15 protein-coding genes are annotated in these 22908 nt (G+C 46.2%); 12 read left to right on the top strand and 3 right to left on the bottom strand.

Going from position 1 to position 22908, the window contains the following annotated elements; translation table 11 throughout:
• The first annotated feature begins 267 nt into the window (after positions 1-267).
• The 10 genes from M3629_RS14560 to M3629_RS14605 all read left to right on the top strand — a co-directional run bounded on the left by M3629_RS14560 (position 268) and on the right by M3629_RS14605 (position 15841).
• Positions 268-1407 carry a glycerol dehydrogenase gene (locus tag M3629_RS14560; protein WP_090917434.1) on the top strand — a complete coding sequence of 380 codons (1140 nt, stop codon included), beginning with the start codon at positions 268-270 and terminating at the stop codon, positions 1405-1407.
• On the top strand, positions 1408-3177 hold the full coding sequence (dhaK, locus tag M3629_RS14565; protein WP_251507560.1) for a dihydroxyacetone kinase subunit DhaK: 1770 nt from the start codon (positions 1408-1410) through the stop codon (positions 3175-3177).
• Between the two features lie 489 nt (positions 3178-3666).
• On the top strand, positions 3667-5814 hold the full coding sequence (locus tag M3629_RS14570) for an alpha/beta hydrolase family protein (protein WP_251507562.1): 2148 nt from the start codon (positions 3667-3669) through the stop codon (positions 5812-5814).
• Between the two features lie 687 nt (positions 5815-6501).
• Positions 6502-7683, top strand: a complete 1182-nt coding sequence (locus M3629_RS14575; RefSeq protein WP_251507564.1) for an alanyl-tRNA editing protein — start codon at positions 6502-6504, stop codon at positions 7681-7683.
• Positions 7684-7703: 20 nt separating this feature from the next.
• The gene (locus M3629_RS14580; RefSeq protein ID WP_251507566.1) at positions 7704-9092 is read left to right on the top strand and encodes a DUF1963 domain-containing protein; all 1389 of its coding nucleotides are present in this window, start codon (positions 7704-7706) and stop codon (positions 9090-9092) included.
• 137 nt (positions 9093-9229) lie between these two features.
• Positions 9230-9688: a GNAT family N-acetyltransferase gene (locus tag M3629_RS14585; protein WP_251507567.1), complete on the top strand. Its 459-nt coding sequence runs from the start codon at positions 9230-9232 to the stop codon at positions 9686-9688.
• A 623-nt stretch (positions 9689-10311) separates the two neighbouring features.
• Positions 10312-11670 carry an amino acid permease gene (locus tag M3629_RS14590; RefSeq protein WP_285888782.1) on the top strand — a complete coding sequence of 453 codons (1359 nt, stop codon included), beginning with the start codon at positions 10312-10314 and terminating at the stop codon, positions 11668-11670.
• 311 nt (positions 11671-11981) lie between these two features.
• The gene (locus M3629_RS14595; RefSeq protein ID WP_251507569.1) at positions 11982-13289 is read left to right on the top strand and encodes a WXG100 family type VII secretion target; all 1308 of its coding nucleotides are present in this window, start codon (positions 11982-11984) and stop codon (positions 13287-13289) included.
• A gap of 20 nt (positions 13290-13309) precedes the next feature.
• Positions 13310-13675, top strand: a complete 366-nt coding sequence (cdiI, locus tag M3629_RS14600; protein ID WP_154891164.1) for a ribonuclease toxin immunity protein CdiI — start codon at positions 13310-13312, stop codon at positions 13673-13675.
• Positions 13676-14086: 411 nt separating this feature from the next.
• Positions 14087-15841 (top strand): methyl-accepting chemotaxis protein, encoded by a 1755-nt coding sequence (locus M3629_RS14605; RefSeq protein ID WP_251507571.1) that lies wholly within the window; start codon positions 14087-14089, stop codon positions 15839-15841.
• Between the two features lie 167 nt (positions 15842-16008).
• Here M3629_RS14605 and M3629_RS14610 read toward each other — a convergent pair whose 3' ends face one another.
• On the bottom strand, positions 16009-16914 hold the full coding sequence (locus M3629_RS14610) for a LysR family transcriptional regulator (RefSeq protein WP_251507573.1): 906 nt from the start codon (positions 16912-16914) through the stop codon (positions 16009-16011).
• Positions 16915-17054: 140 nt separating this feature from the next.
• Here M3629_RS14610 and M3629_RS14615 point away from each other — a divergent pair, with 140 nt between their 5' ends.
• Positions 17055-18098: a 2,3-butanediol dehydrogenase gene (locus M3629_RS14615; RefSeq protein ID WP_145332974.1), complete on the top strand. Its 1044-nt coding sequence runs from the start codon at positions 17055-17057 to the stop codon at positions 18096-18098.
• 202 nt (positions 18099-18300) lie between these two features.
• On the opposite strand, the gene M3629_RS14620 is transcribed toward M3629_RS14615, so the two are convergent.
• On the bottom strand, positions 18301-18816 hold the full coding sequence (locus M3629_RS14620) for a GNAT family N-acetyltransferase (protein ID WP_251507575.1): 516 nt from the start codon (positions 18814-18816) through the stop codon (positions 18301-18303).
• Between the two features lie 471 nt (positions 18817-19287).
• Positions 19288-20055 carry a helix-turn-helix transcriptional regulator gene (locus M3629_RS14625; RefSeq protein ID WP_251507585.1) on the bottom strand — a complete coding sequence of 256 codons (768 nt, stop codon included), beginning with the start codon at positions 20053-20055 and terminating at the stop codon, positions 19288-19290.
• A 217-nt stretch (positions 20056-20272) separates the two neighbouring features.
• Here M3629_RS14625 and M3629_RS14630 point away from each other — a divergent pair, with 217 nt between their 5' ends.
• Positions 20273-22591 (top strand): beta-L-arabinofuranosidase domain-containing protein, encoded by a 2319-nt coding sequence (locus M3629_RS14630; RefSeq protein WP_251507602.1) that lies wholly within the window; start codon positions 20273-20275, stop codon positions 22589-22591.
• Positions 22592-22908 lie beyond the last annotated feature (317 nt).

Here is a 22908-nt window from a genome sequence, read left to right on the forward strand (position 1 = left end):
TGGGAGGTCAAAATTCACCCATCTCATGACAATAACATACCACGATTATGTGAAAAAGCAAAAAATTACGATTGCAAATTATAATAATTTGTTATCAAAGTCCACTGTAAACCTCTTGCTTCTGCGTTATATTTAGGTCAATTGCAACAATTAAAATTTGATGTAACACGGAGCGAGGCACCTTAACCTCTGAATTCAAGTCAAGAAGGACAAGCGTTGCTGCGCAAAACATTCTATCGAATCTACTTTTAGGAGGCATATCATATTATGAGAAAAGCATTTATCAGCCCAACCAAATACGTGCAAGGCGAAGACGAATTGTTGAACCTGGGTTATTTCGTAAAATCCTTCGGAGATTCTGCATTGTTGATTGCACACCCGGACGATGTACAGCGTGTCAAAGCCAAGCTGGATGCAACAGCAGAAAAATTCAATATCACGTTTGTTGAAAGCGGTTTTAGAGGCGAATGTTCACGTGAGGAAGTTGCTCGTTTGCAAGAAATTGCGAAAGAAAAAGGCTGTACGTGCACGATCGGTCTCGGTGGTGGTAAAGCCATTGATGCTGCAAAATGTGTTGCTGAAGGTGATGCATTAATCATCTGCCCAACGATTGCAGCAACAGACGCACCGACAAGCCACTCGGCAGTATTGTACACACCAGAAGGTTCTTTTGACGATTATGCATACTTCAAACAAAGCCCTAGCGTGGTGCTCGTAGATACAACGGTTATTGCGAATGCACCAACACGTTTCCTCGTATCCGGTATGGGAGATGCGTTGTCAACTTATTTCGAGGCAAGAGCAACAGCAAAATCTTACTCCCGTGTGAATGCAAGTCTGCCAATGGGTTCCCGTGAAGGGTACACACCTTCTGCTGTAGGAACGAATGCAGCACTGGCACTTGCTAAATTGTGTTACGAAATGTTGCTGACGGACGGCGCTAAAGCAAAAGTAGCGAGTGACAGCAATGTGGTAACTCAAGCCCTGGAAAACATCGTAGAAACGAACATCTTGCTGTCCGGTCTTGGATTCGAAAGCGGCGGTTTGGCTGCAGCTCACGCGATCCACAATGGTCTGACGGTTCTGGAAGGCACACACCACTATTTCCACGGTGAAAAAGTGTCCTTCGGTACGATTGCGCAGCTCGTTCTTGAAAATGCACCGACCGAAGAATTACACCAAGTGATGGATTTCTGTCTTTCCGTAGGATTGCCTGTAAGTCTGGCAGATATCGGCGTAGAAACCATTACACAAGAAGAATTGTTGAAAGTAGCAGAGATTGCGTGCATTCCAGAGGAATCTATCCACGCGATGCCATTCCCGATTACTGTTCCTGAAGTAGCCGCAGCGATTGCAGCAGCTGACCGAATCGGACGGGAGTACAAAGCACGCCAGGAGGCAAAATAAATGAAAAAAATCATCAACCAAGCTGAACATGTTGTCATGGAAATGTGCAACGGGATTGCGCTTGCGCACCCGGAGCTGGAATTCCTGAAAAAATATAAAGTGATCAAACGCAGAGAGATTCAGGCGGATAAAGTCAGCCTGATTAGCGGCGGCGGTAGCGGTCACGAGCCAGCACATGCTGGTTATGTCGGTAAAGGTATGCTGGATGCAGCGGTATGCGGAGATGTATTCGCATCCCCTTCCCAAATCCAGGTATATCAAGCGATCAAAGCAACGGCAAGCAATAAAGGTACACTGCTTATCATCAAAAACTACAGCGGCGACATGATGAACTTCAAAAACGCAGCGCATCTGGCTGAAGAAGATGGCATCAACGTGCAATATGTACGTGTGGAAGATGACATTGCTGTGCAAGACAGCTTGTATACGGTAGGACGCCGCGGCGTGGCTGGAACGGTTCTGGTTCATAAAATTGCCGGCGCAGCAGCGGAAGAAGGACTTAGCCTGGAAGAAGTGAAGGCTGTTGCCGAGAAAGCGGCGCAGAACGTGCGCAGTATCGGTTTTGGATTCACGTCTTGTACGGTTCCTGCCAAGGGAACACCAACTTTCGAAATCGCGGAAGACGAGATGGAGTTCGGGGTAGGTATCCATGGTGAGCCGGGTATTCGTCGTGAAAAAATCGTCTCTGCAGATGAGCTTGCAGGACGTATGGTGTCCGCATTGCTCAAAGATATGAAGCTGGATCAGGATGCGTCTGCCGAGATCGCTGTGCTTGTGAACGGTTTTGGTGCGACACCTCTGCAAGAACTGTACTTGCTCAACAATTCAGTTCAACGTGAGCTTGCAGGACATGCAGGTCTTAACGTAGCGACGACATTTGTAGGCAACTACATGACCAGTATTGACATGGCGGGTGCATCGGTAACGATTCTGAAGCTGGATGAGGAATTGAAAACCTTGTTGTTTAAGGAAAGCGACACACCTGCATTTAAAGTGTCTGGCCCTCCAGTGGCACAAGTTGCTTACTCTGAAGCGCTCGAAGCAGTTGTGACGGAAGATGCTCCAGTATCCTATGAGGTGCAGACGGTTGCATCAGCAGCTGTTGTTGAAAACAATCAGTTTTCACTGGATAACATGGTTTACCTGATCGATAAAATGGGTGAGATCATCATCAAGAACGAAGTGCCGTTCTGCGAACTGGATTCGCATGCAGGTGACGGTGACTTCGGGATGAGCGTAGCTAAAGGCTTCCGTCAATTGAAGCGCGAGTGGAACACCATCATTAACGAAGAGAAAAAAGATATCGGTTCATTCCTCGATGCATGCTCTCTCGTCATCATGGAGTATTGCGGCGGAGCATCCGGCCCAATCTGGGGTTCGGCATTCCGTGCAGCGGGCAAAGCAGTTGGCGAGAAGCAACAATTGAATGTCGCTGAGTTTGCTGAAATGATGCAGGCAGCGGTACAAGGCATTCAATCAACAGGTGAGCGTTCCTTCGGACGCGGTGCGGTTGTAGGGGATAAAACACTGATCGACGCACTCGTCCCATGTGCAGATGCCTGGACGCAAAGTGCAGAGTCTGGCGATGACTTCAAAGCTGTGTTTGCCAAAGGTGCAGCCGCAGCGGTAGAAGGTGCGAAGAAAACGGAAGATATCGTAGCACGTATGGGACGCGCAGGTACGGTCGGTGACCGCAGCCTGGGATATCCGGATGCTGGCGCGTATGCGCTGGGTGTTATTTTCACCGAACTGTCCGAGTCTTTGAAGTAAGATAGAATTCATTAAAATAGTTTGAATGACGATATAGATTATACAGAACTATACAAACCGAATTGACACAGGTGACGGCGCCGGAGTCCGGCGTCGTTATGTGTGCCTTTTTTAGGCCATAGTGAGTCAATATTTACATGTACTCATTTACATCGAATTTGAATAATTAAATTTAGATTTATTGTTGGCTTGTATTGTTAACTGCATTATGACATGCTGTTTTCCCTCATTTTATGAACGGAAGCGTATGCATAGTGATATCTATTTATCTATATAATTTGAACTATTAAATTACACAATAACGGAGAGGATAGAAAAAACCTGAAGAAGCGAAGCGTTCGCCTTTATCACCGGGTTTTCCCTTTTTAAAAGGGAATCAAAAAATCTGGGGATAACAGCGATCGGAAGGTTATTCTGTCATCGAAGTGCATGTGTAAACATCTTTAGTTCAACTTATATCGCATTTTATATTACTAAAGGAGCCAACCAATGAGAACAGTCACATCATTCTTGAAAAAACCGCAGGGGTTGCTGGTTTTATCACTCGTTCTGGTCATTTTCGGCAGCTTGTTTGCCGGCATGTTCAACACATCCTTCTATTCCGTCAAGGTTAAAGAGATCAAATTCCAGGCTGACCACGGAACGCTGTCGGGTCTGCTGTACATGCCGAAAGGCGCGGGTGCTGATGACAAAAGACCGGTCATCATTACAACGCATGGTTATTTGAACACGAAAGAAATGCAGGATGCTCCTGCCATTGAGATGTCCAGACGTGGTTACATCGTGCTCGCACTCGATATGTATGATCACGGGGATTCCCGCTGGAGTGCTCCTATTCCGGTGAAAGATATGTTCGGCACGTTCTGGATTTATTCTCAATTCGATGCAGCTAAATATATCTATGATCAGGATTTCACCAAAAAAGATGATAAAGGTAACGCATATGTTGCTGTGAGCGGTCACTCCATGGGCGGATTCTCGACACTGCTCTCCATGTACATGGATGAGATGACTGCATTGCAAACTGGTCACCGCATGATCTATACAGGAATCTCTGTAGGCGCGGATTATTCGTATGCGGCAGCCGTGGCTCCGCAAGATCAGCTGCAAGCAGCTTTTGGAAGCCGTACAGTAGGGATGATTGCGGGTAAATATGACGAGTTTTTCTTCAATAAATCCGACGAAGAGAAGACAGCCGCTGAAAAAGAGATCAAAGGTACCGTAATGCGCAAAGATTTTGCCGCTACCATCTCGGGGAAAGCATTCCTTGGACTGGCAGCAGATGCGCCAAAAGCGGAAACGGACAAATTCACGGAAGTTCAGTCCGGTGACCTGATAGTTGATGGAAAAGTGGTACGTCCTTCGCAAACGGGCGAGCACATCATGTTCACACCGAATCAGACTCACCCGTGGAACCATTTCTCGCCAACAACTACGGGACATCTGATCGACTTTTACGCACATGCTTTCAATGGGGTAACGTCACCGAACCAGACGAATGTGAATCTGGGATCGGGAAATCAGATCTGGTGGGCGAAGGAAGCCTTTAACTTTGTAGCCTTGATCGGTTTCTTCCTTATGATTGTACCGTTGATTACGTTGCTACTCAGACTGCCATTGCTGCGTAAAGCGGTTAGCAACGAGATCGCAACAGTTTCCGCTGCGGTAAGCGGCAAGCAAAAAACGATCTACTGGCTTGCGATTGCGTTCAGCACGCTGATTCCGGCTATTCTTTTCCCAACGCTAATGGATAAATCGGCAGACGGATTGAATGTATTGCGTGTCATTGCTCTGATCTTGTTGATCGTAAGTGTGCTTGGTGCAGTCATTGGATTTATCTTGGCTGGAAGCAAAAAGAATAATTATGCGGCAAGCCGCCGGATGAAAAACATGGGCGTAGGCAGCGTGCTGCTCGTCATTGTATCCCTGGTGATGTGGATTGTGTTTAACTATGCGAGTAAAATAGTCGTTACAGGCACCTATTTCAATGAACCAACGACGAACCAGATCGTATACTGGGCGTTGGTATCGGCGTTGATTATGATTCTGGTGACCTTTGCATTCCACTATTTCTCCAAAAAGGATGCAGGCACTCGTTTCAGTGATTACGGCATTAGCCTTAACGTTGGAACCATTATTGCAAGCCTTGTGACAGCCGTACTAGCTATTGTTATCGGCTATGCACTATTGTTCGCAGTACAGGCGATCTTCGGAACCGACTTCCGAATCTGGACATTTGCGGTACGTACGTTTGAACAGGCACATTTCGTGACTGCACTGCGTTATGCACCACTGTTCCTGATCTATTACTTTGTGAGTGCCGTTGCTCTGAACGCCAATACACGCGGCAAACGCGGGGGGATGTTCCTTGCGATTGTACTGAATGTTGGCGGACTGGTATTGTGGATGCTGGCACAGTATGGCAAAGACTTTATGACAGGTGTGGCGCTGTATCCAACTCAAGCGCTGAACGGCATTCTGTTGTTCGCACTGGTGCCATGTCTGATCATCGCTGCCGTATACGCACGCAAGTTGTTTGAAAAAACGAACAATGTATGGCTCGCGGCATTTGTGAATACGTTGCTGTTTACGATGGTGACGGTGGCGAATACCGTTCTCTTCTGGAACTTGGTTTAATGTGAAAAAAGATATGGCGTGGCCTTAGATTACACTTGACCACTCCGATGACTGACTATGCTTTCGATCGCTGTTATCCCCCGATTTTATTGAAGTTTTTCCTTAGGGGAAAATCGGGTTATAAAGGCGAACGCTCCGCTTCTCCAGCATTAGTCTGTCATCTCCGTTCCGGTGTAATCGATAGGAACTCCCATATCCAACGTTTTCAAATTAAACGTTGGATAGAATATAGACCGCTCTGTGGGCTTGGCTTACAGAGCGGTCTTTTTATGGCTTGAAGGGAGTAGAGAGTAGACACACGGGAACGTCACAGCCAGAAAACCTTACGATCGCCCTTATCCCCGGATTATGTTGATTGATTCCCTTATGGGAACAATCCGGTGATAAATGCGAACGCTATGCTTCTCCAGGTTCTTTCTGTCTGCTTTGTTCTTGGTGTCTACAAAAGCGAGCATTCGTCTGTCATCTTCGTTCCGGTGTAATCGATAGGAACATCCATATCCAACGTTTTCAAATTAAACGTTGGATAGAATATAGACCGCTCTGTGGACTTGGCTTACAGAGCGGTCTTTTTATATTTTCATAAAAATGAACGTTGAAGTAGCAATATTGGCTTTAGCTATGGGAAATAGTGTAATCTGAGAGTAGTTGTAACTTACTTGAACGAGAAGGGAACGAATCCATTCAATGACTCAAAAAATTTACTATGACGCTGCGTACACGCGCGAGTGGCATACACATATTACCAATCGAGTGACGAAAGAAGATGGCGTATTCGTTACGCTCGCCGAGACGGCATTTTATCCGCATGGAGGCGGACAACCGTGTGATCTGGGACAGATTGGCGGCATTGCGGTTCTGGATGTGAACTTGGAAGACGGTGGAGTGTGGCATAAGCTGGAGCGTGCCCCGGAGCAGGATGAAGTGCACTGTGAGCTGGATTGGGAGCGAAGATTTGACCACATGCAGCAACATACGGGCCAGCATTTGTTATCGGCAATTACACTAAAACTGACGGATGCGATGACACTCAGTTTTCACCTGGGTACGGACTACGCAACGATTGATGTAGCTACAGAGACGCTTGACCCGGAACAGCTGGCTGAAGTCGAGCAAGAGGTGAATCGGCAGATTGTTCGTAATGCTCCGGTTCGCTCATCTTGGGTTACCGCGGAAGAGGCGGCGCGACTGCCTTTAGTGAAGCAACCAACGGTAACGGAGGACATTCGCATCGTGGAGATTGAGGGTGTGGAATACAATGCTTGCGGTGGTACACATGTGGCGGCAACGGGCGAGATTGGCATCATTAAGTTGTTGAAAACGGAGAAGATCAAGAGTAACACACGAATTTATTTTAAATGCGGTACGAGAGCTTTGAACGAATTCACGGCAATTCAGCAGGTGCTGAACGGCATTACGACCAAATTAAAGACAAGCCGGGACGAGCTTCTAGAGCGTATTGAGAAAATGGAGCAGGAACAGAAACAGCTGCAAAGCGAGCTGAATGCTGTAAAATCCACCAACGACGCTTACTATGCAGAGGAACTGCTTGCGGCACGTGAAGGGCTGGTTATTGCCCAGATTTTCGAGGACAAATCACTCAAGGACATGCAAAGCCTTGCTACCAAACTTACGGAAGAGCATGAGGGTTTGGTGCTGTTTGCCAGCATCTCGGAAGCGAAGGTTGTGCTGGCACAGAACGGACAGCCGCCGGAATGGGCGTGCGGACCGTTTTTCAAAGGAAATCTCGGGGCTTACCAAGGCAAGGGTGGCGGCAGTGAGAAAATAGCTCAGGCGGGATTTGCGAGCAGTGAGGATGCGCTTGCGTTTTACGAATTCACCAAGGAGCAGCTTGGACACCATTCCTAAAGGTTGAAGGAGGCGGAAGCATGACAGAACGTATTCCGTGTGTACGCGAAGGATGCGACCATATGATTTTACCAGCAACAGCAGCTAAAACAGGTGGGTACTGTATGCCTTGTAAACAGGAGATGGAACGGGAGGCACACCAGCGTTATATTGAAGCGAATCGGCGTGATGTTGATCTGTATGAGGGCGTTACGGACGCGGCGCAGATTCTGAAAATCATGCATGACCCCCGGGCATATAACGAACTTATTCGATATGTACCGTATAAATACACCATGGAACAAGTGTACCTGTCCCTTTCGGCAGAGCAACAACATGAGATGAAGAATTACGCAATGGACTTGATCCGTTCAGATGACGAGGATGGCGGTAAGGATATCTTGCTGTATCTTGTTTGTTACCAGGATATGCCTCTGACGGCGGAAATTCCTGAACTTTTGGAGAGGGGTATCGTTTATCCAGCTGTTTTGTTCAAAAGCGCCTCTGGCAAGACGCGAGATCATCTGATTCAGCAGGTGAACAACGATGAGGAGAATCGTAACCACTTTCTGATCATGCTGGCCTACATTGGTGATGAAGTTGTTGTACAGCAGTTCTGGGAGTGGAAGCTTTCTCCGCCCGAGTGGGCTGGAAAACTATATGTCGCACCTGAGCGTTACACATTGCAGGCAGGGTGGGAGTTAACCGAAGAAGGTCAACGCAGAGAATTGTTTATTACTCCAAGTTATTCATTGTATGAAGTAGGAGACAATGATGGAGAGGGAAGCCATAGTGCAGATCTGAAAGGTTCTCCAATTGCTTTACTTGTACCAAGCTCCACTCACTGCCCGTGGTGCAGCAATCCATTCATTAGCTTAATGAATTTACATGTGAAACATCCATCGCTTCGGTCTGTTCACTGGAACTCTCCACAACTTGATGTGCAGACTTGCTTGGTATGCAGCAGTTACAGCGTGGTGTACATGGAAATGGATGCAGAAGGGAATCCGATCTGGAGCAAGTATAATGTGAAGCCCGACGGATTTGATGAAATTGATGTAGAAGAGATGAGCGTAGATGTTTCGGGAGTTAGCTCGAGTAGCTTAGATGTAGGTAGCCTTGCTGGCGAGGGAGAATGGTCAGGAGGGGCGCAGGAGCAGGTACAGCGACGTTGGTTCCGTATCGCGTCGGAACCACGTCAGCCTTATCATGGCAGTGAGTGGGCAATGGAACCTTCTATATCACAGGTTGGGGGTCACCCCGGCTGGGTGCAAGATGCGGATTATCCAGTATGTCCAGCCTGCTCTGCTACGATGAAAGCTATCGGACAGTTGGACGGTGAGATGATTCAGGAGAATGGGGAAGGTGTGTATTACATGTTTGCGTGTGAGCCATGCCAGATGACAGCAGTATCGTATCAGCAATCATAATATAATCCACCCACTTTCTTATCGTTTTCCAGCATGAAGTGACTGTTGTCATAAAACCTGACATCGTTGTAATATATAATCATTGATCAGCTTCGTGGAGAGAGATAAATTACAAAATGTCGGCAGGAGTGGGAACGATGGAAATAAGAGTGGATGATTTGAATGGAGATCAGGTAAAAGCGCTAATCGCGGAACATTTGATGGGCATGGCAGCGGATTCACCGCCGGAAAGTATACATGCACTGAATCTGGATGGACTGAAGAAACCCGAGATTACGTTCTGGTGTGCATGGGACGGAGAGGAACTGCTCGGTTGCGGGGCGATCAAGGAACTGAACGCGGAGCATGCTGAACTGAAATCGATGCGTACGGCTGCCGCCCACTTGCGTAAAGGGGTAGCTCGCCGAATCTTGGCTCACATTATTGAAGAGGCTACGTCTCGCGGATATCAGCGTATCAGTCTGGAGACAGGTTCAATGGATTCTTTTATCCCGGCACGCAAGCTGTATGAAGACTTTGGTTTTGCATATTGCGAGCCGTTTGCGGACTATATTTTAGACCCGAATAGTACATTTATGACCAAAGTTATTGAATAACCTTATAGATGATGAATCATAACGGAAACAGCCAGTCTCTCTAGTATAGGGAGGCTGGTTTTTGACGTTTATTTATGTGTTGAAGTGTTTATGGATTTGAAGAAAAAATGAAACATTTGATACAGTTCATACAGCGTAAAAAGTGATAAACTAAAATTCGGGGTTTGAACGCTGTGACGCACCAAAGAATGGAGAGTGCAGGAGAATGCTCTACTGGTGGTTTGAAGGAATGAACCCATTGTTCGTTGGATTCGTATTGTGTCCCATATTGGCTGTGATTCTGGGTGTGTGCTGGTATGCTTCGAAATGGTGCAGTAGGACAATTGCTTTGGGTATATCTCTTTTGCTGCCTTTGCTGTATATCACTAGTGATTGGGGGACGTTTACCGCCAATCTGGATGCATGGCTACTTTATGGAATAGGGTATAGTTTGATAACATGGGCAACTTACCGATTACTTTGTACACTTAAAGGGTATAAATCATAGGCATGTCATAAGTTTGGGATGAATTGGCCATACAGATTGGGTGGGCTGTTTCATCATGGATAGGGTATACTGGACTTTATATTGCTCAAAAATAGACAAGGATTACAGACGTTTTTGTACCTCAGGAGGATTTCAATTGGCTCAGACTCAGACGGAAGAATCATTACAGAAAAAATTAAAACCCAGACACATTACCTTTATGGCGATGGGGGGCGTTATTGGGACAGGCATTTTTAAAGGCAGTGCAGGTACGATTGGACTTGCAGGCCCAGGTGTTATTGTAACGTACATTTTTGCCGGACTGTTGTTGCTTGTGGTTATGGCTGCGATGGCAGAGATGGCTACGGTGTACAAGAACAGAAATATGAAAGATTTTGTACAGGAAGCGTTCGGTAGCCGAGTTTCGTTTATTATGGGATGGATGTACTGCTTCTTGTGGTTATCGGTATGTGTCATCGAGGTTATTGCTGCGGGCAGTTTCCTGCAATATTGGTTCGCGGACGTACCACTATGGATGCTAAGTCTGGCGTGTGCGGCATTTATTATATTGGTGAATTTGCTCAGCGTGGGTGTGTTCGGTGAGTTTGAGTTTTGGCTGGCCGGGATCAAAATTGCGATGATTATTATTTTTATCGTGCTCGGGGCAGGGCTGATCTTTGGTATTATTCCAAGTGACAACACACCATATTTACAAAACTACAAGCAGGCGGGTGGGTTCTTCCCGAACGGATTGACATCGATCTTCTCTGCACTGCTTGTGGTTATGTTCTCGTATGGAGGATCGGAGTTGATCGGCCTGACCTTGACGGAAACGGAAAATGCGGAGAAAGTGATGCCCAAGATCGTGGGCAATTTCATGTTCAGAATAATCTTGTTCTTCACGTTGCCGATTCTGATTATCTGTGGACTGATTCCTTGGAACGAGATTGGGCCGGAAAGCAGCCCGTTTGTACAGGTACTGGCGTCTACAGGTTTGCCGGGTGCTGCACATATTATGAACTTTATATTGGTGACGGCGGTGCTGTCCGCAGCGAACTCGGGTATCTACGGGGCATCCCGTATGATGCATTCGATGGCCGTCGGTGGGGAGGCGCCTAAAGCACTCGCCAAAACCAACCGTAACGGCAGTCCGATCAATACCTTGCTGGTGTGTACCGTTGTTCTGCTGGCAGGTTCCTTGTTAGGATTGTTTGCCCAAGATCAGCTATTTAGAGTGTTGCTTGCGGTTCCGGGCTTTGTTGTGATTCTGGTCTGGATCTGCATCGCTGCTTCTCAGCTTAAATTGCGTAAAAAGTATCCGGTGCAGCCTACATTCAAGGTGTGGGGATTTCCTTACATCACCGGAGCTGTTGTCTTGATCCTCAGCGTCATTGCTCTGATGTTTGTGTTTGATGAAGGCAACCGGTTCAGTATTAGCATCTGTCTCGGGGTACTTGCATTGCTGACGATCTGGTCTTTGATTCGATTCCGCAAAATGAATAACAAATCAGCTTAAAGAGGCTGAGTAAAAACAAGGTACAGATGATCTCACATTGTTGAGATGTCTGTACCTTTTATCTTATATGACAATAGTAAGTTTTGAATCGGTGCAGTGGAGGGGCATCTAGGTCACAAAGACTGTTACAAATAGGGATTACTGGGGGTAATAGGAACTAAAGGATTAAGTCAGGAGTCTCTACGAAAAGAATTTCAATCCAGTTATACTGAATCCCATGTGCTGGTGGATGAACTGGCATATATGAAACACAGAATTTTCGTGTAACAACGAAATACATAATTAGAACGATATCGATAACGAGGTACACCATGACAACGATTAAAGTAACTCCGGAACAGCTATTGTCCGTTTCAAAACAGTTCGCCACAGCCCAAAGTCAGATTGCTCAGATAAATCACGTCTTGAAACAACAGCTGTTCGAAATTGAAAGGCAGTGGAACGGGAGCACCAAGGAACGATTTTATGCTGATTTTATCGCAGCGCAACGAGTGATGGACAACTTCAGTTCACTCTCCCTCTCGATTGCCAAAACGCTTGAAGGACATGCGGAGAAATTCAGACTGGCGGATCAGCAGACTACGCAATCCTACGATGCCAATTGTATGCCGCCTCCACCGGATGAATGCCGGGCTCCCACTGTAGACAATCGTAATGCTTTTCAAAAACCGGTGGATAGTTTGAAAGAACTGGGTACTGGTTTTATGCAGGCTGCAGATGACCGCTACCAGAAGCGTTACGACAGTGTCGGCGGATTTCTGGACTATTGGACGTTTGGTATCCCAAGTGGTCTGGTGGAAGGTTACATGGATAGAGCGGATAAAGCCTTTAATTCTGCCAATGATACAGCCAATTGGCTGACATTTGGCATCCATGGTACAATCCGTGAAGCGATATTCCCCACGAATGCCTGGTCCAGCGAACATTGGGCCAATATGATGGGCATGGGAGGCATGATGGTCGGCGGTGGCCTCACCGCTAAGATGATCAAACCGCATAATTTACTGACCTCGTCAGGAGGCGGCGCCAAGGTTAGTGCATTTAATCGTTTGCCTGAGGCGGGACGGATGACGGAAAATAGTAAGATTACTCGAACAGGCGCAGAATGGGATGAGTACTTACGTTCAAAATATGGTGATGATAATGTTACATGGGTGAATAAAAATAATTTTGAGTATTTGGACGGTTTTGACGATCATCTAATAAATGCACAAAGTATTGTAAGGAAAAAGAATAAAGGGATTGTCGGAGGTCACAATTTAGAAAGTTTCGAAAGGATTTTAACAGACCAAGGTTGGAATCTTGAGGAACTTATTGTTTCGAAAACACCACATCCTACAATATCTGGAGTCCTCGAGATTGATTATAGAATTCCGGCACTTGATAAGGAATTGAAAGTAATAGCTGATCAGTATAAAAATATTCCAAGTCCTAAGACTGTATATGATCCAAAAGTAATTTCAAATGAACAAATGATACAATGGGGAAAAGAAGCGATGGCGAGTGGAGAGATTGTGGTTAGGGAAATTCGTGGAACAGCATCGAACGGTCTAAAATTCACAGGATATCTTAATGAAAGTGGAAAAGTAACCAACTTCTTTCCGACGATATCAGAATAATGTATAGGAGGATGATTTTGATGAATGCCAAATTAACAGAAAAAGAGTTAATAGATATGTATTATCGACATCTTGAGGGAAAATATTTTTTAGATGCACTTAAAAAATATAGCGTTGGAGAAGGGTATGGTGGTAGTGAGAGTGTTTGGTGTGTTTTTGCTGGTGAGATAGATGAGTGGGAAGAAGAATATTTTGGAGATACGGGGGTTTGTTATTTTTTTGATTATCCTGCGGTAGAGAAAGATCAGACAGTTGTACTGGATTACTCCACTTTTTATCAGTATCTATGGGAAGCCAGTATTGACTATTTAAAGAGTAATCCAAATGTTAAGGATGAGGTTGAAGTTCGACTAATAGAAATCAAGCAAAAGTTTAATATTGCATAAGCTGGGTAGGAGTATACCTAACTCATAGCATTAGATATTTTTCATGATTGACCTTTTATCCGATCAAATCATTTTATGTAGAAAATGAATATACAATTGTTATCTCAGACAGAGAGACTCTCTCGAAACATGACCCACATAAGATGATAAAGTAACTACAGACCTCCAATTACCATGTTGGAGTTTTTCTTTGCCTGAAATCCTCTAAAAACCTCGCTAAATAACTCTTTTTAAAGTCCCTAATACCAAAGCGAATACGGAAATGATAACGTTTTTATGTAAATCCAATATTTTCTTGCGTAATTCGACATATTCGTATACTATTTTCCCATACTTAGTGCTTCAAACATATGTTTTTTGGGTACGGCCTAGTCAAAAAGGCTTGGGTTCGTGGGGAGGAAGAGGGAGCAAATGATCGGTTTTTTCAGGAAACGTCTGGTTGTGCGCATTGCGGCTATTGTTACACTGGTCATTACGATTATAGCTGCGGGAAGTATGCTGACGCAGATCGCTAATGTGAAACTTGCTGCGCAGGGGGCTATCACAAGCTACAATATTCAGATTGCCGAGAGTTATGTGAAGCAATTGGATACAGCATCATATGTGGACTTTGCCAAGGACCCCAAGGAAAATGAGGAGTATCTTCGTATTCGGGATGAATTGGATGATTTTCGAGTGCGTATTGGTGCCATGTATGTGTATTTCGTCAAAATTGACGATAAAGGAACGCCGCTGATCATGGTGGATGGCATGAAAGATGCGGATAAAGCTTCAGCAATTAACGAAGTAACGGACATTCCTGCAGATGCGGTGCAGAAGTTGCTACAAGGGGAAACAGCAAGTTCGCCGATCATTAACAATCCAGAGTACGGTAATTATATTTCTTCCTACGCTCCAATTCTGAATAGCAACGGTACTCTTGCGGGTGTAATTGGTATCGATACAGGGATTTCTGTTATCGGAGGTATCGAAACCGATATTTTGAGATCAAGTCTGCCGTTGTATGTGATCCTACTGCTCGCTACTCTTGCAGGTATTGCTATAGTGATGTGGTTTATCGTTAGAGGACTGCGCCCTCTACATCCGCTGAAATCAAGTGTGGAAAAGATGGCACAAGGTGAGCTTGCCGAAGCTAATCGCATTTTGACAGCCTATCGTTTGAAGAGCAGAGATGAGATCGGAACAACGTATCAGGCGATGATACATATGTCTGGGAATTTAAATAAAATAGTAAGTGACATGGTTGGAGGAGTAGCTTTAACAACCGAATTGTTATCCGAATCCACGAAAGAGTTTAATCGGAGTACCGAAGAGATGCTCGCGATGAGTAAAACAGTGGATCGTGCCGTTGAGGAAATAAGACAAGGTGCGCATACACAGAAGCAGAGTGCAAGTGACAGTGCGCATGCTATGGAAGAGATTGCAAAAGGCATCAACGATATATCTGAATCCTCCAATGTGGTATCGGATGCGGCAACAATGGCGCTGACTACGGCGGAATCGGGTCAGCAACGCATGACGATTATGAAGAAGCAGATGGAAAACATCTCTGCAGTATCTGGAGAGGTTACCACGATGGTGCAGGTGTTAAACAACTATTCTACTGAAATTGGTGGTGCACTGCATACGGTACGTGACTTCGCAAGTCAAACCAAACTGCTCGCGCTTAATGCCTCCATTGAGGCTGCACATGCGGGTGAGCATGGAAAGGGTTTTGCGGTTGTGGCAGAAGAAGTGAGGAAACTTGCCGAAGCCTCCAGTTCGTCTATGGAACGAATCTCGGACTTATTACTTCGTATTGAACAGGAGTCACAGCAGATAGGTTCCCGAATGGGGGTTACTGCCCAGGAGATTGGTCAGGGGGTCGTATTTACAACTGAAGCAGAGCAGGCCTTCTCACAAGTCGTGGATGCGTTCCAACTAGTTACCCAGCGTATACAGGAGGTCTCTGCTGCGGCTGAAGAAATTACGGCCGGATCGGAAGAGGCAGCAGCTTCAGTCAATACCATTTCACAGATTTCCGCAGGGGTGTCGGATCACTCGGATGAGATATACCGTTTGATGCAGGATCAATCGGTGATGTTCCGTAAGGTGGCCGAAACGTCTACGATGCTGGAACAGCAGACGCATGAGATGAGTGAAGCGGTGAAAAAGGTGAAGGTGTAAGTAAAACCATAAGAAGCGGGAGTCCTTTACCGCACGATTATAGAAGAGATGAAGAAGAATACAGGGTAGAGGCAACTTAATTAAAGACAACGAAGTAAAGTGCTCCGCCTGAGTGGCGAAGCACTTTTTTTGCTGAAGGAATATAATATACAAGCATGAACAGCAGATCATAGATGACCGAGTTCAATCGCTTGTTTGAAGCGCCGGGCAAACTGTTCTGCCGCAACTGCAGCCTCCCTGAATTCCGTCTGCACGAAGCCGATCTGCATCTTAGGTTGCTGAATCTCGGTAATCTCCACCATCTTAATTAATCCTTCCTTCCAAAGCGGATGTTGGTGAAAGGAAAAATCATGCCCAATAGTCGCGGCAATATTATTGGTTAACACGGTGCTGATGGCCTCCGAATTATTGGTCTTGAATAAGATGGATAAAGGCCCATATTCGTAGGTGAATTCTTGTAGAAAATCCTCTATGAAACCGTCCCGATATAACGCAAGGTTATAGTCTTTTAGTTGCTCAGGCGTCACACGTGTGTGCTTGGCCAGTTCAGACAGTTGATGGGTGCATACAACAAGCTTGCTTGAATACATCGGTGTAAAATGCAACCCATCCAATTCGCGCAGCTGTTTTGCGTATATGGCGATAAAGCCCAGATGAGTTTTATTGCTCCGAATGTCCTCAATGATTTCCATTGAACCCTTCTCTTCAATTGATAACCTCAATTGTGGATGATCCCGTTTCATATCGGCAACCAATTGCACCAAGTAAGGCATAACACTCGGGAAAGTAGCTACGTGAAGATCACCGGTTAGCGTAGCTGTCGTTGCATTTAGGGATTTTAATTCATCGATTCGCTGTAAAATGTCCAGTGCTTTGGCGATAAATTGTTTACCCTCCGGTGTGGGATGAGTGCCCTGTCTGGATCGCTCGAATAGAACCAACCCCAACTCTTTTTCCAGACGTTGAACCGATTGACTAATCGCAGATTGCGTGACATGAAGATGCTCTGATGCGGCAGAGAATGATTGCGTTTTGGCGATTTCAACAACGTATTCAAGCTGTTCCAGATTCATGCGACCATCCCTTTAACATTAGTATAAGTAATGTTAACATAAGTATCTATAAATATGAATAATGAATGAACAGGGATATAATATATAGACAAGCAGGACATTCTTTTATTAACAGTTTAGATAAAAAGGGGATGTACAGGATGAAGGCAGCAGTCTGGTATGGTCATAAAGACGTGCGTGTGGAAGATCGTGAGGTTCCTGTTGCGAAGTCAGGACAGGTTCAGATCAAAGTGGAGTATGCCGGAATTTGTGGCAGTGACTTACACGCGTATCATCATGGTGTAGGTATTCAAGAGGGAGAGAATCATCCGCTTTCAGGACAAAAAGCGCCGCTGACACTGGGGCATGAGTTTGCAGGAACAGTAAGTGCTCTAGGTGATCATGTAAGCGGTATCAGTGTGGGTGATCGCGTGGTGGTAGAACCTCTCTACCATTGTGGAACGTGTGAGTACTGTATTCAAGGTAGATACAATCAGTGTACTCAATTTGGTTTTGTCGGATTGAACGGGGATGGCGGTTTTGCCGAATATGTAGTCGTGGAAGCATATATGGTGCATCCGATCCCGGATCAAGTATCCTTTGAAGAAGGGGCACTTGTTGAACCAACTGCGGTTGCTTTTCATGCCGTACGTCACAGCAAGCTGAAAGTGGGAAATAAGGTTGCTGTATACGGAGCTGGGCCGATTGGTTTGCTGACCATCTTGTCAGCCAAAGCAGCTGGGGCATCTGAAGTGTACGCTGTCGATGTATTCGAAGATCGTCTGGAACTGGCGGCTAAACTTGGCGCAATTCCGGTAAATAGTAGCAAGGTGGATGCAACACAAGTCATTACGCAACAATCTGGCGGGATTGATGTTGCATATGAAGCAGCTGGCGTGCAACCGACGATGGACAGTGCTGTGTCCGTGATTAAAAAAGGTGGAGAAGTTGTGGTGATCGCCGCAATTCCGAACCCGCTTCACGTAAACTTCTTCGACATGCTGGTAAAAGAAGCGAATCTGACGGCTACACTAGCGTACCGACACATCTTCCCTGAGGTCATCTCACTCATTGCAGAAGGCGCACTCGATGTGAAGCAGGTAATCACCAAAAAAATTAAGCTGCATGATGTTGTGCAGGACGGGCTTGAACTGTTGATGAGCGACAAGAGCCATGCGAAGATTCTGATTGAGATTGGCGGTTAAGCTCAGGTTCAAGATGCTACTCTTGTAACGTTATGATATCAGATTTAAACGAGAAGGCTGTTCCACTTGTCATCTACAGATGGCAGGAGGAACAGCCCTTTGTTTTATATTTATGGGATAAAGAGACATAACATTCTCCAGAATGCAAGATTACTTTTGACAAGCCTAGTAATTCCGCACTACGATGTCGTCCTTTAAGCCCTTATCTTATCTCGTAACGATAGCAGATTGCCTGCCCACCGCCCGCTACGGAACTGAACTCCGGATCTTCGATAAAGCCAAAACGTTCATATAACCGGATAGCATTAACCATCTGACCACCGGTATAGAGATAAACTGCGTTTTTGCCCAGCTCCTTCGTGGATTCCACACACCGCTGAAGCAGCTCGCGCGCAATGCCATGTCCTCTCCACTCGGGATCAACACCTAGCAGACGGACAAATGGATAATCAATCGGCAGTTCAAAATTGGGATAGGCTTTATGTGCCGTTTCAAACAACTGAACGGTACCGACAATTCGATCTTCGATCTTGGCTACCCATAATTCAGTCAAATATGGATTGTCCACAGATTCGCGGATATCTTTCAGGTAGGCTTCCCAACGATCCGATTGCTCAAAAGAACTCTGGTATTCCGCGTAACTGGCAACCAGAATGTCAACAATCTCAGCATGTTCAGCTGGGGAAGCGGGATGAATCGTTATGGCAGCCGTCGTCATGTTTAAATTCTCCTTTTCTTATGAGTAAAGTAGGGAATAGTATTTCCTTGCATTATAACACAGGGGATTCAATCCTCTATATTAGAATCTTCTATAAGAGATTTCAACATTTCTATATCTTTAAGAAAAAAATCTAACGATCACCAGAGACGCTATTTGCCGCTTTTTAAGCGGTAAGAAATTCTAACGATCACCAGAGAGCTTATCTTGGGAAAATCACCCGTTTTTCAACCCAAAAGGCTGTTTTTTAGACAAATAACGTTACTGGTGATCGTTAGATTTTCAATCAATCTATTCTGAGTTAAATAAGCTTCCTGGTGATCGTTAGAATTTGGCCCAAGCCCAAGCACGGACTTAAGTGCCCAAGTGCCCAAGGGTTAAAGTGCTTATGTGTGGATGATCTCGTCAAGCATCATCTATATTAACCATTACTGACAGGCTGTTCGCTTCTATCCGGTTCTATGCAGGCGCTTATAAACGATTGAGCTGCGTGCTGTATAGATGATTGCGATATTCGGTTGGCGTACTTGCCTCGTGTTGCTTGAAGGTGCGCAGAAACAGCTTATAGTCACGAAAGCCGCATTGGGCAGCAATCTCCTTCACACTGGCATTGGTATTGAGCAACAGTCGTTTGGCACGATGCATGCGTTCGGTGAGGATATACGTTTTGAGTCCGATTCCTTTTTCCCGTTTCACCATTTTGGAAATATAGTCCTTGTTGAAATTAAAGTGCTCCGCAATCTCACTCACCGTGATATTCAGATGCAGATGGATATCGACCCATTTACAGATATGATCCACCACGGCGTTATGCGGGCGATAGTCTGTGCGCAGATTACGTTCCATTTCTTTGAGAAGTAATAGCGAAGCAGCATCCGCCTCTTCGGACGAGAAGGAGGACACATGAAGCAACTGTTTGAACATCTGATTTGCCATAGAAGGAACCTGAATGGTCGAATGAGTTGGAAAGTCACAGAATAAACCAGGTGCTGTCCCGTAATGCATCCAGTAGAAGCTCACAGGTGCATCACTGATCTGGTAACCATAATGAGTCCGACCCGCCTTTAAAAATAAAAGATCCTCCGCACGAACGACGTATCGTTTGTCCTCCTCCGCAATATACATTTCACCTTCCAGCATCAAAATGATCTCATGCACCGGCATGCTTCGACGCATATGGCTCCAGTTGCCCTCGGATATGAATTTTCCGCATAAATAGTGCTCCACTGGTTTTGACATAGGACGGATTTATCCACCTTTTCTTGGATTCTGAGTCTGCTGTAACTGTAGTTTATTTGATAATATGAGGACATTCAAGGGTGGAATCTAGATGGCGGAGATAAGTTCTGGCCTAAATACAACACGGATTTTATCCTTTGTCTCTAAATCCAGCCTACTGAGAAGAAAAGAAAAGAAACCATATGAGGTTATTACATATACCAAAGGAGCGAGCCGCATGATCGATACGAGAAAAGGATTTCTGGGCCCCGCACAGGTTAACTTGCTGGAAGGTCCATTTCAAACGTCACAGCATATCGGAGAACGCTATTTGTTATCACTGGAGATCGACCGCTTTCTGGCTCCATGTTATGAAGCTCACGGCTTGACTCCACGCAAGCAACGTTATGCAGGCTGGGAGGCACGCTCGATTAGCGGACATTCCCTCGGACACTACATTTCGGCTCTCGCGGTGACGTATCAAGCGACGGGGAATTCCACCTTAAAGCACACGCTCGATTATGCTGTGAGTGAACTGGCGGCAATTCAACAGACGACGGGTAGCGGGTATATCGGAGGTTTGTCTGAAGAGGCTTTCCGGATTGCTTTTCGTGCGGAACATATCGGTGGATTCAACATCGGTGAATATTGGGTTCCGTGGTACAGCGTGCATAAAATCTATCGCGGTCTGATTGACGCTTATCAAATGACGGGCAATGAGCAGGCGCTTGAGGTGGTTACACGTTTTGCGGATTGGGCAGTGGATGGACTGAACTCCATGACCGAGGAGCAGATCCAGACGATGCTGCTATGTGAGCATGGCGGGATGAACGAAGTGTTTGCCCAACTATATGGGATTACAGGAAAGGCAGCCTATCTGAAGGCTGCTCGGCAGTTTACACACCAACTCATTCTGGAGCCGCTAGAGCAGGAGCGGGATGAGCTGCAAGGTAGGCATGCTAACACCCAGATTCCCAAAGTCATCGGCGCAGCCGAAATCTACAACCAAGACCCTGCACAGACGTCTTACCGGACAGCGGCACAATTCTTCTGGAGTACGACCGTGCAGCATCGTTCTTATGTCTTTGGCGCGACGAGCATATCCGAGCATTATGAAGCAAAGGGCATGGAGAGCCTCGGCATCAAAACCGGGGAGAGCTGCTGTACCCACAACATGATGCATCTGACGAAGCAACTGTTTGCCTGGAACCCGGACAGTGCTTATATGGACTATTATGAGAACGCGGTCTATAACCATATCCTTGGCACGCAAGACCCGACTACGGGCAATAAAACCTATTTTGCCTCAACTCTTCAAGGACACTACAAAATCTACGGCACACGTGATACGGCTTGGTGGTGCTGTACCGGATCAGGCATGGAGAACCCGGGCAAGTATGCTGAGGCGATCTATTATGAGGATGAGCAGGACTTGTATGTGAACCTGTACATCGCTTCCGAGCTGGAGTGGGCATCACAGGGACTAAACTTAAAGCTGGAAACCGACTTCCCCTATTCGGAAAAAGCAACCCTGACAATCACCGAAGGCGGCGCCTCGGCTTGTCTAAGACTACGCGTGCCGTCCTGGCTCCAGGAGCCGATGACGGCAACCGTAAACGGGGATTCGGCCCAGTCGTATACACGTCTGGAACCCGGCTACTTGTCCATCGACCGCACCTGGTCGGCGGGCGATGTCATCACCATTACGCTGCCGATGGCACTGCGTAAATATACAGCCCGGGATGATGCCCACAAGGTGGCGTTCCAGTATGGCCCGATTGTGCTTGCCGGTGCGCTGGGTAACGAAGGGCTACCCGAGGATACCATTATCGACGAAACTGCGCTGAATCCAAAAACAGCTCCCGTGCCGGTGATCCAAACGGAAGAAGAGGATGTGAGCCAGTGGATCAAGGTTGTCGATAAAGGCACACTTACATTTGAACTTAGTGAGGAAGTGACGTCCACCGGAGAAGCTGTGAAGATGATCCCGTTCTATGATGTGCATCATGAATTTTACACAGTGTATTGGGCGTTGAATGATGAAGGGGATGCGCTGGAGAAAGCGTTGAATGATATCACCATCGACAGCGTGCAACCAGACGGCCAGCAGGATGAGATCGGGCATCAAATGGAGAGTAACTGCCGCGGAGAGCAGTATAACGGCTCCGGTACAGACGGCCGCAATAAGTTGTATATGTGGCGTGAGGCATACGGCGTGAATGGAGCAGCATTCAGCTACCGCTTGGCTGTAGACTCGGATGCCCTGAATCATTTGTACGTAGCCTATTGGGGCGGGGACTATCTACATTTTGACCGAGAGGGTATCCGATATGAAAGGCAATTTAATATTTTGGTGGATGGTATTGTTGTCGGTGAGCAACGCATTCATATGAACAAGATCGGAGAGGTATTCCGTGCCAACTATGAGATCCCGGAAGAAGTCACCAGAGGCAAGGAGAGTGTAACCGTAACATTCCAGGCTATCGGGGACAGGGGCTGTGCGGGAAAAGTGACAGAGGTTCGCACAACACGCAGCAGACTCGATTTTTTCGTGTGAGCGTCTGAGGAAGAAGCCTGATGGACGTCCCAGCACAAAGCTCTAAATTCTAACGATCCGTACGGAGCTTATTTGGTCGATTCAGGCATGTTGAGAAATCTAACGATCACCAGCGACGTTATTTCAGCCAAAACGGACTAAAATCAATGAAATCGCATCTCAAATGTGAAAATAACGTTTCTCATGATCGTTACATTCTGGGCTGAGCTAAAAAACGCCAAATAGCGTCATCTGTGATCGTTAGCCTATTGAGTAGTGAGTAGGTGGGATTCGGATGTGACGAATATTAACTTACAAAAGACGAAATGGAGATATTC

This window comes from Paenibacillus polysaccharolyticus (assembly GCF_023714295.1).
Classification (GTDB): Bacteria; Bacillota; Bacilli; order Paenibacillales; family Paenibacillaceae; genus Paenibacillus; species Paenibacillus polysaccharolyticus_A.

What these genes read in the sequence shown, in the direction of transcription:
- M3629_RS14605 (WP_251507571.1), top strand. Translation starts at nt 14,087, where the DNA reads ATGATCGGTTTTTTCAGGAAACGTCTGGTTGTGCGCATTGCGGCTATT.
- M3629_RS14585 (WP_251507567.1), top strand. Translation starts at nt 9,230, where the DNA reads ATGGAAATAAGAGTGGATGATTTGAATGGAGATCAGGTAAAAGCGCTA.
- M3629_RS14615 (WP_145332974.1), top strand. Translation starts at nt 17,055, where the DNA reads ATGAAGGCAGCAGTCTGGTATGGTCATAAAGACGTGCGTGTGGAAGAT.
- M3629_RS14570 (WP_251507562.1), top strand. Translation starts at nt 3,667, where the DNA reads ATGAGAACAGTCACATCATTCTTGAAAAAACCGCAGGGGTTGCTGGTT.
- M3629_RS14630 (WP_251507602.1), top strand. Translation starts at nt 20,273, where the DNA reads ATGATCGATACGAGAAAAGGATTTCTGGGCCCCGCACAGGTTAACTTG.
- M3629_RS14610 (WP_251507573.1), bottom strand. Translation starts at nt 16,914, where the DNA reads ATGAATCTGGAACAGCTTGAATACGTTGTTGAAATCGCCAAAACGCAA.
- M3629_RS14625 (WP_251507585.1), bottom strand. Translation starts at nt 20,055, where the DNA reads ATGTCAAAACCAGTGGAGCACTATTTATGCGGAAAATTCATATCCGAG.
- dhaK (WP_251507560.1), top strand. Translation starts at nt 1,408, where the DNA reads ATGAAAAAAATCATCAACCAAGCTGAACATGTTGTCATGGAAATGTGC.
- cdiI (WP_154891164.1), top strand. Translation starts at nt 13,310, where the DNA reads ATGAATGCCAAATTAACAGAAAAAGAGTTAATAGATATGTATTATCGA.
- M3629_RS14560 (WP_090917434.1), top strand. Translation starts at nt 268, where the DNA reads ATGAGAAAAGCATTTATCAGCCCAACCAAATACGTGCAAGGCGAAGAC.
- M3629_RS14595 (WP_251507569.1), top strand. Translation starts at nt 11,982, where the DNA reads ATGACAACGATTAAAGTAACTCCGGAACAGCTATTGTCCGTTTCAAAA.
- M3629_RS14620 (WP_251507575.1), bottom strand. Translation starts at nt 18,816, where the DNA reads ATGACGACGGCTGCCATAACGATTCATCCCGCTTCCCCAGCTGAACAT.
- M3629_RS14580 (WP_251507566.1), top strand. Translation starts at nt 7,704, where the DNA reads ATGACAGAACGTATTCCGTGTGTACGCGAAGGATGCGACCATATGATT.
- M3629_RS14575 (WP_251507564.1), top strand. Translation starts at nt 6,502, where the DNA reads ATGACTCAAAAAATTTACTATGACGCTGCGTACACGCGCGAGTGGCAT.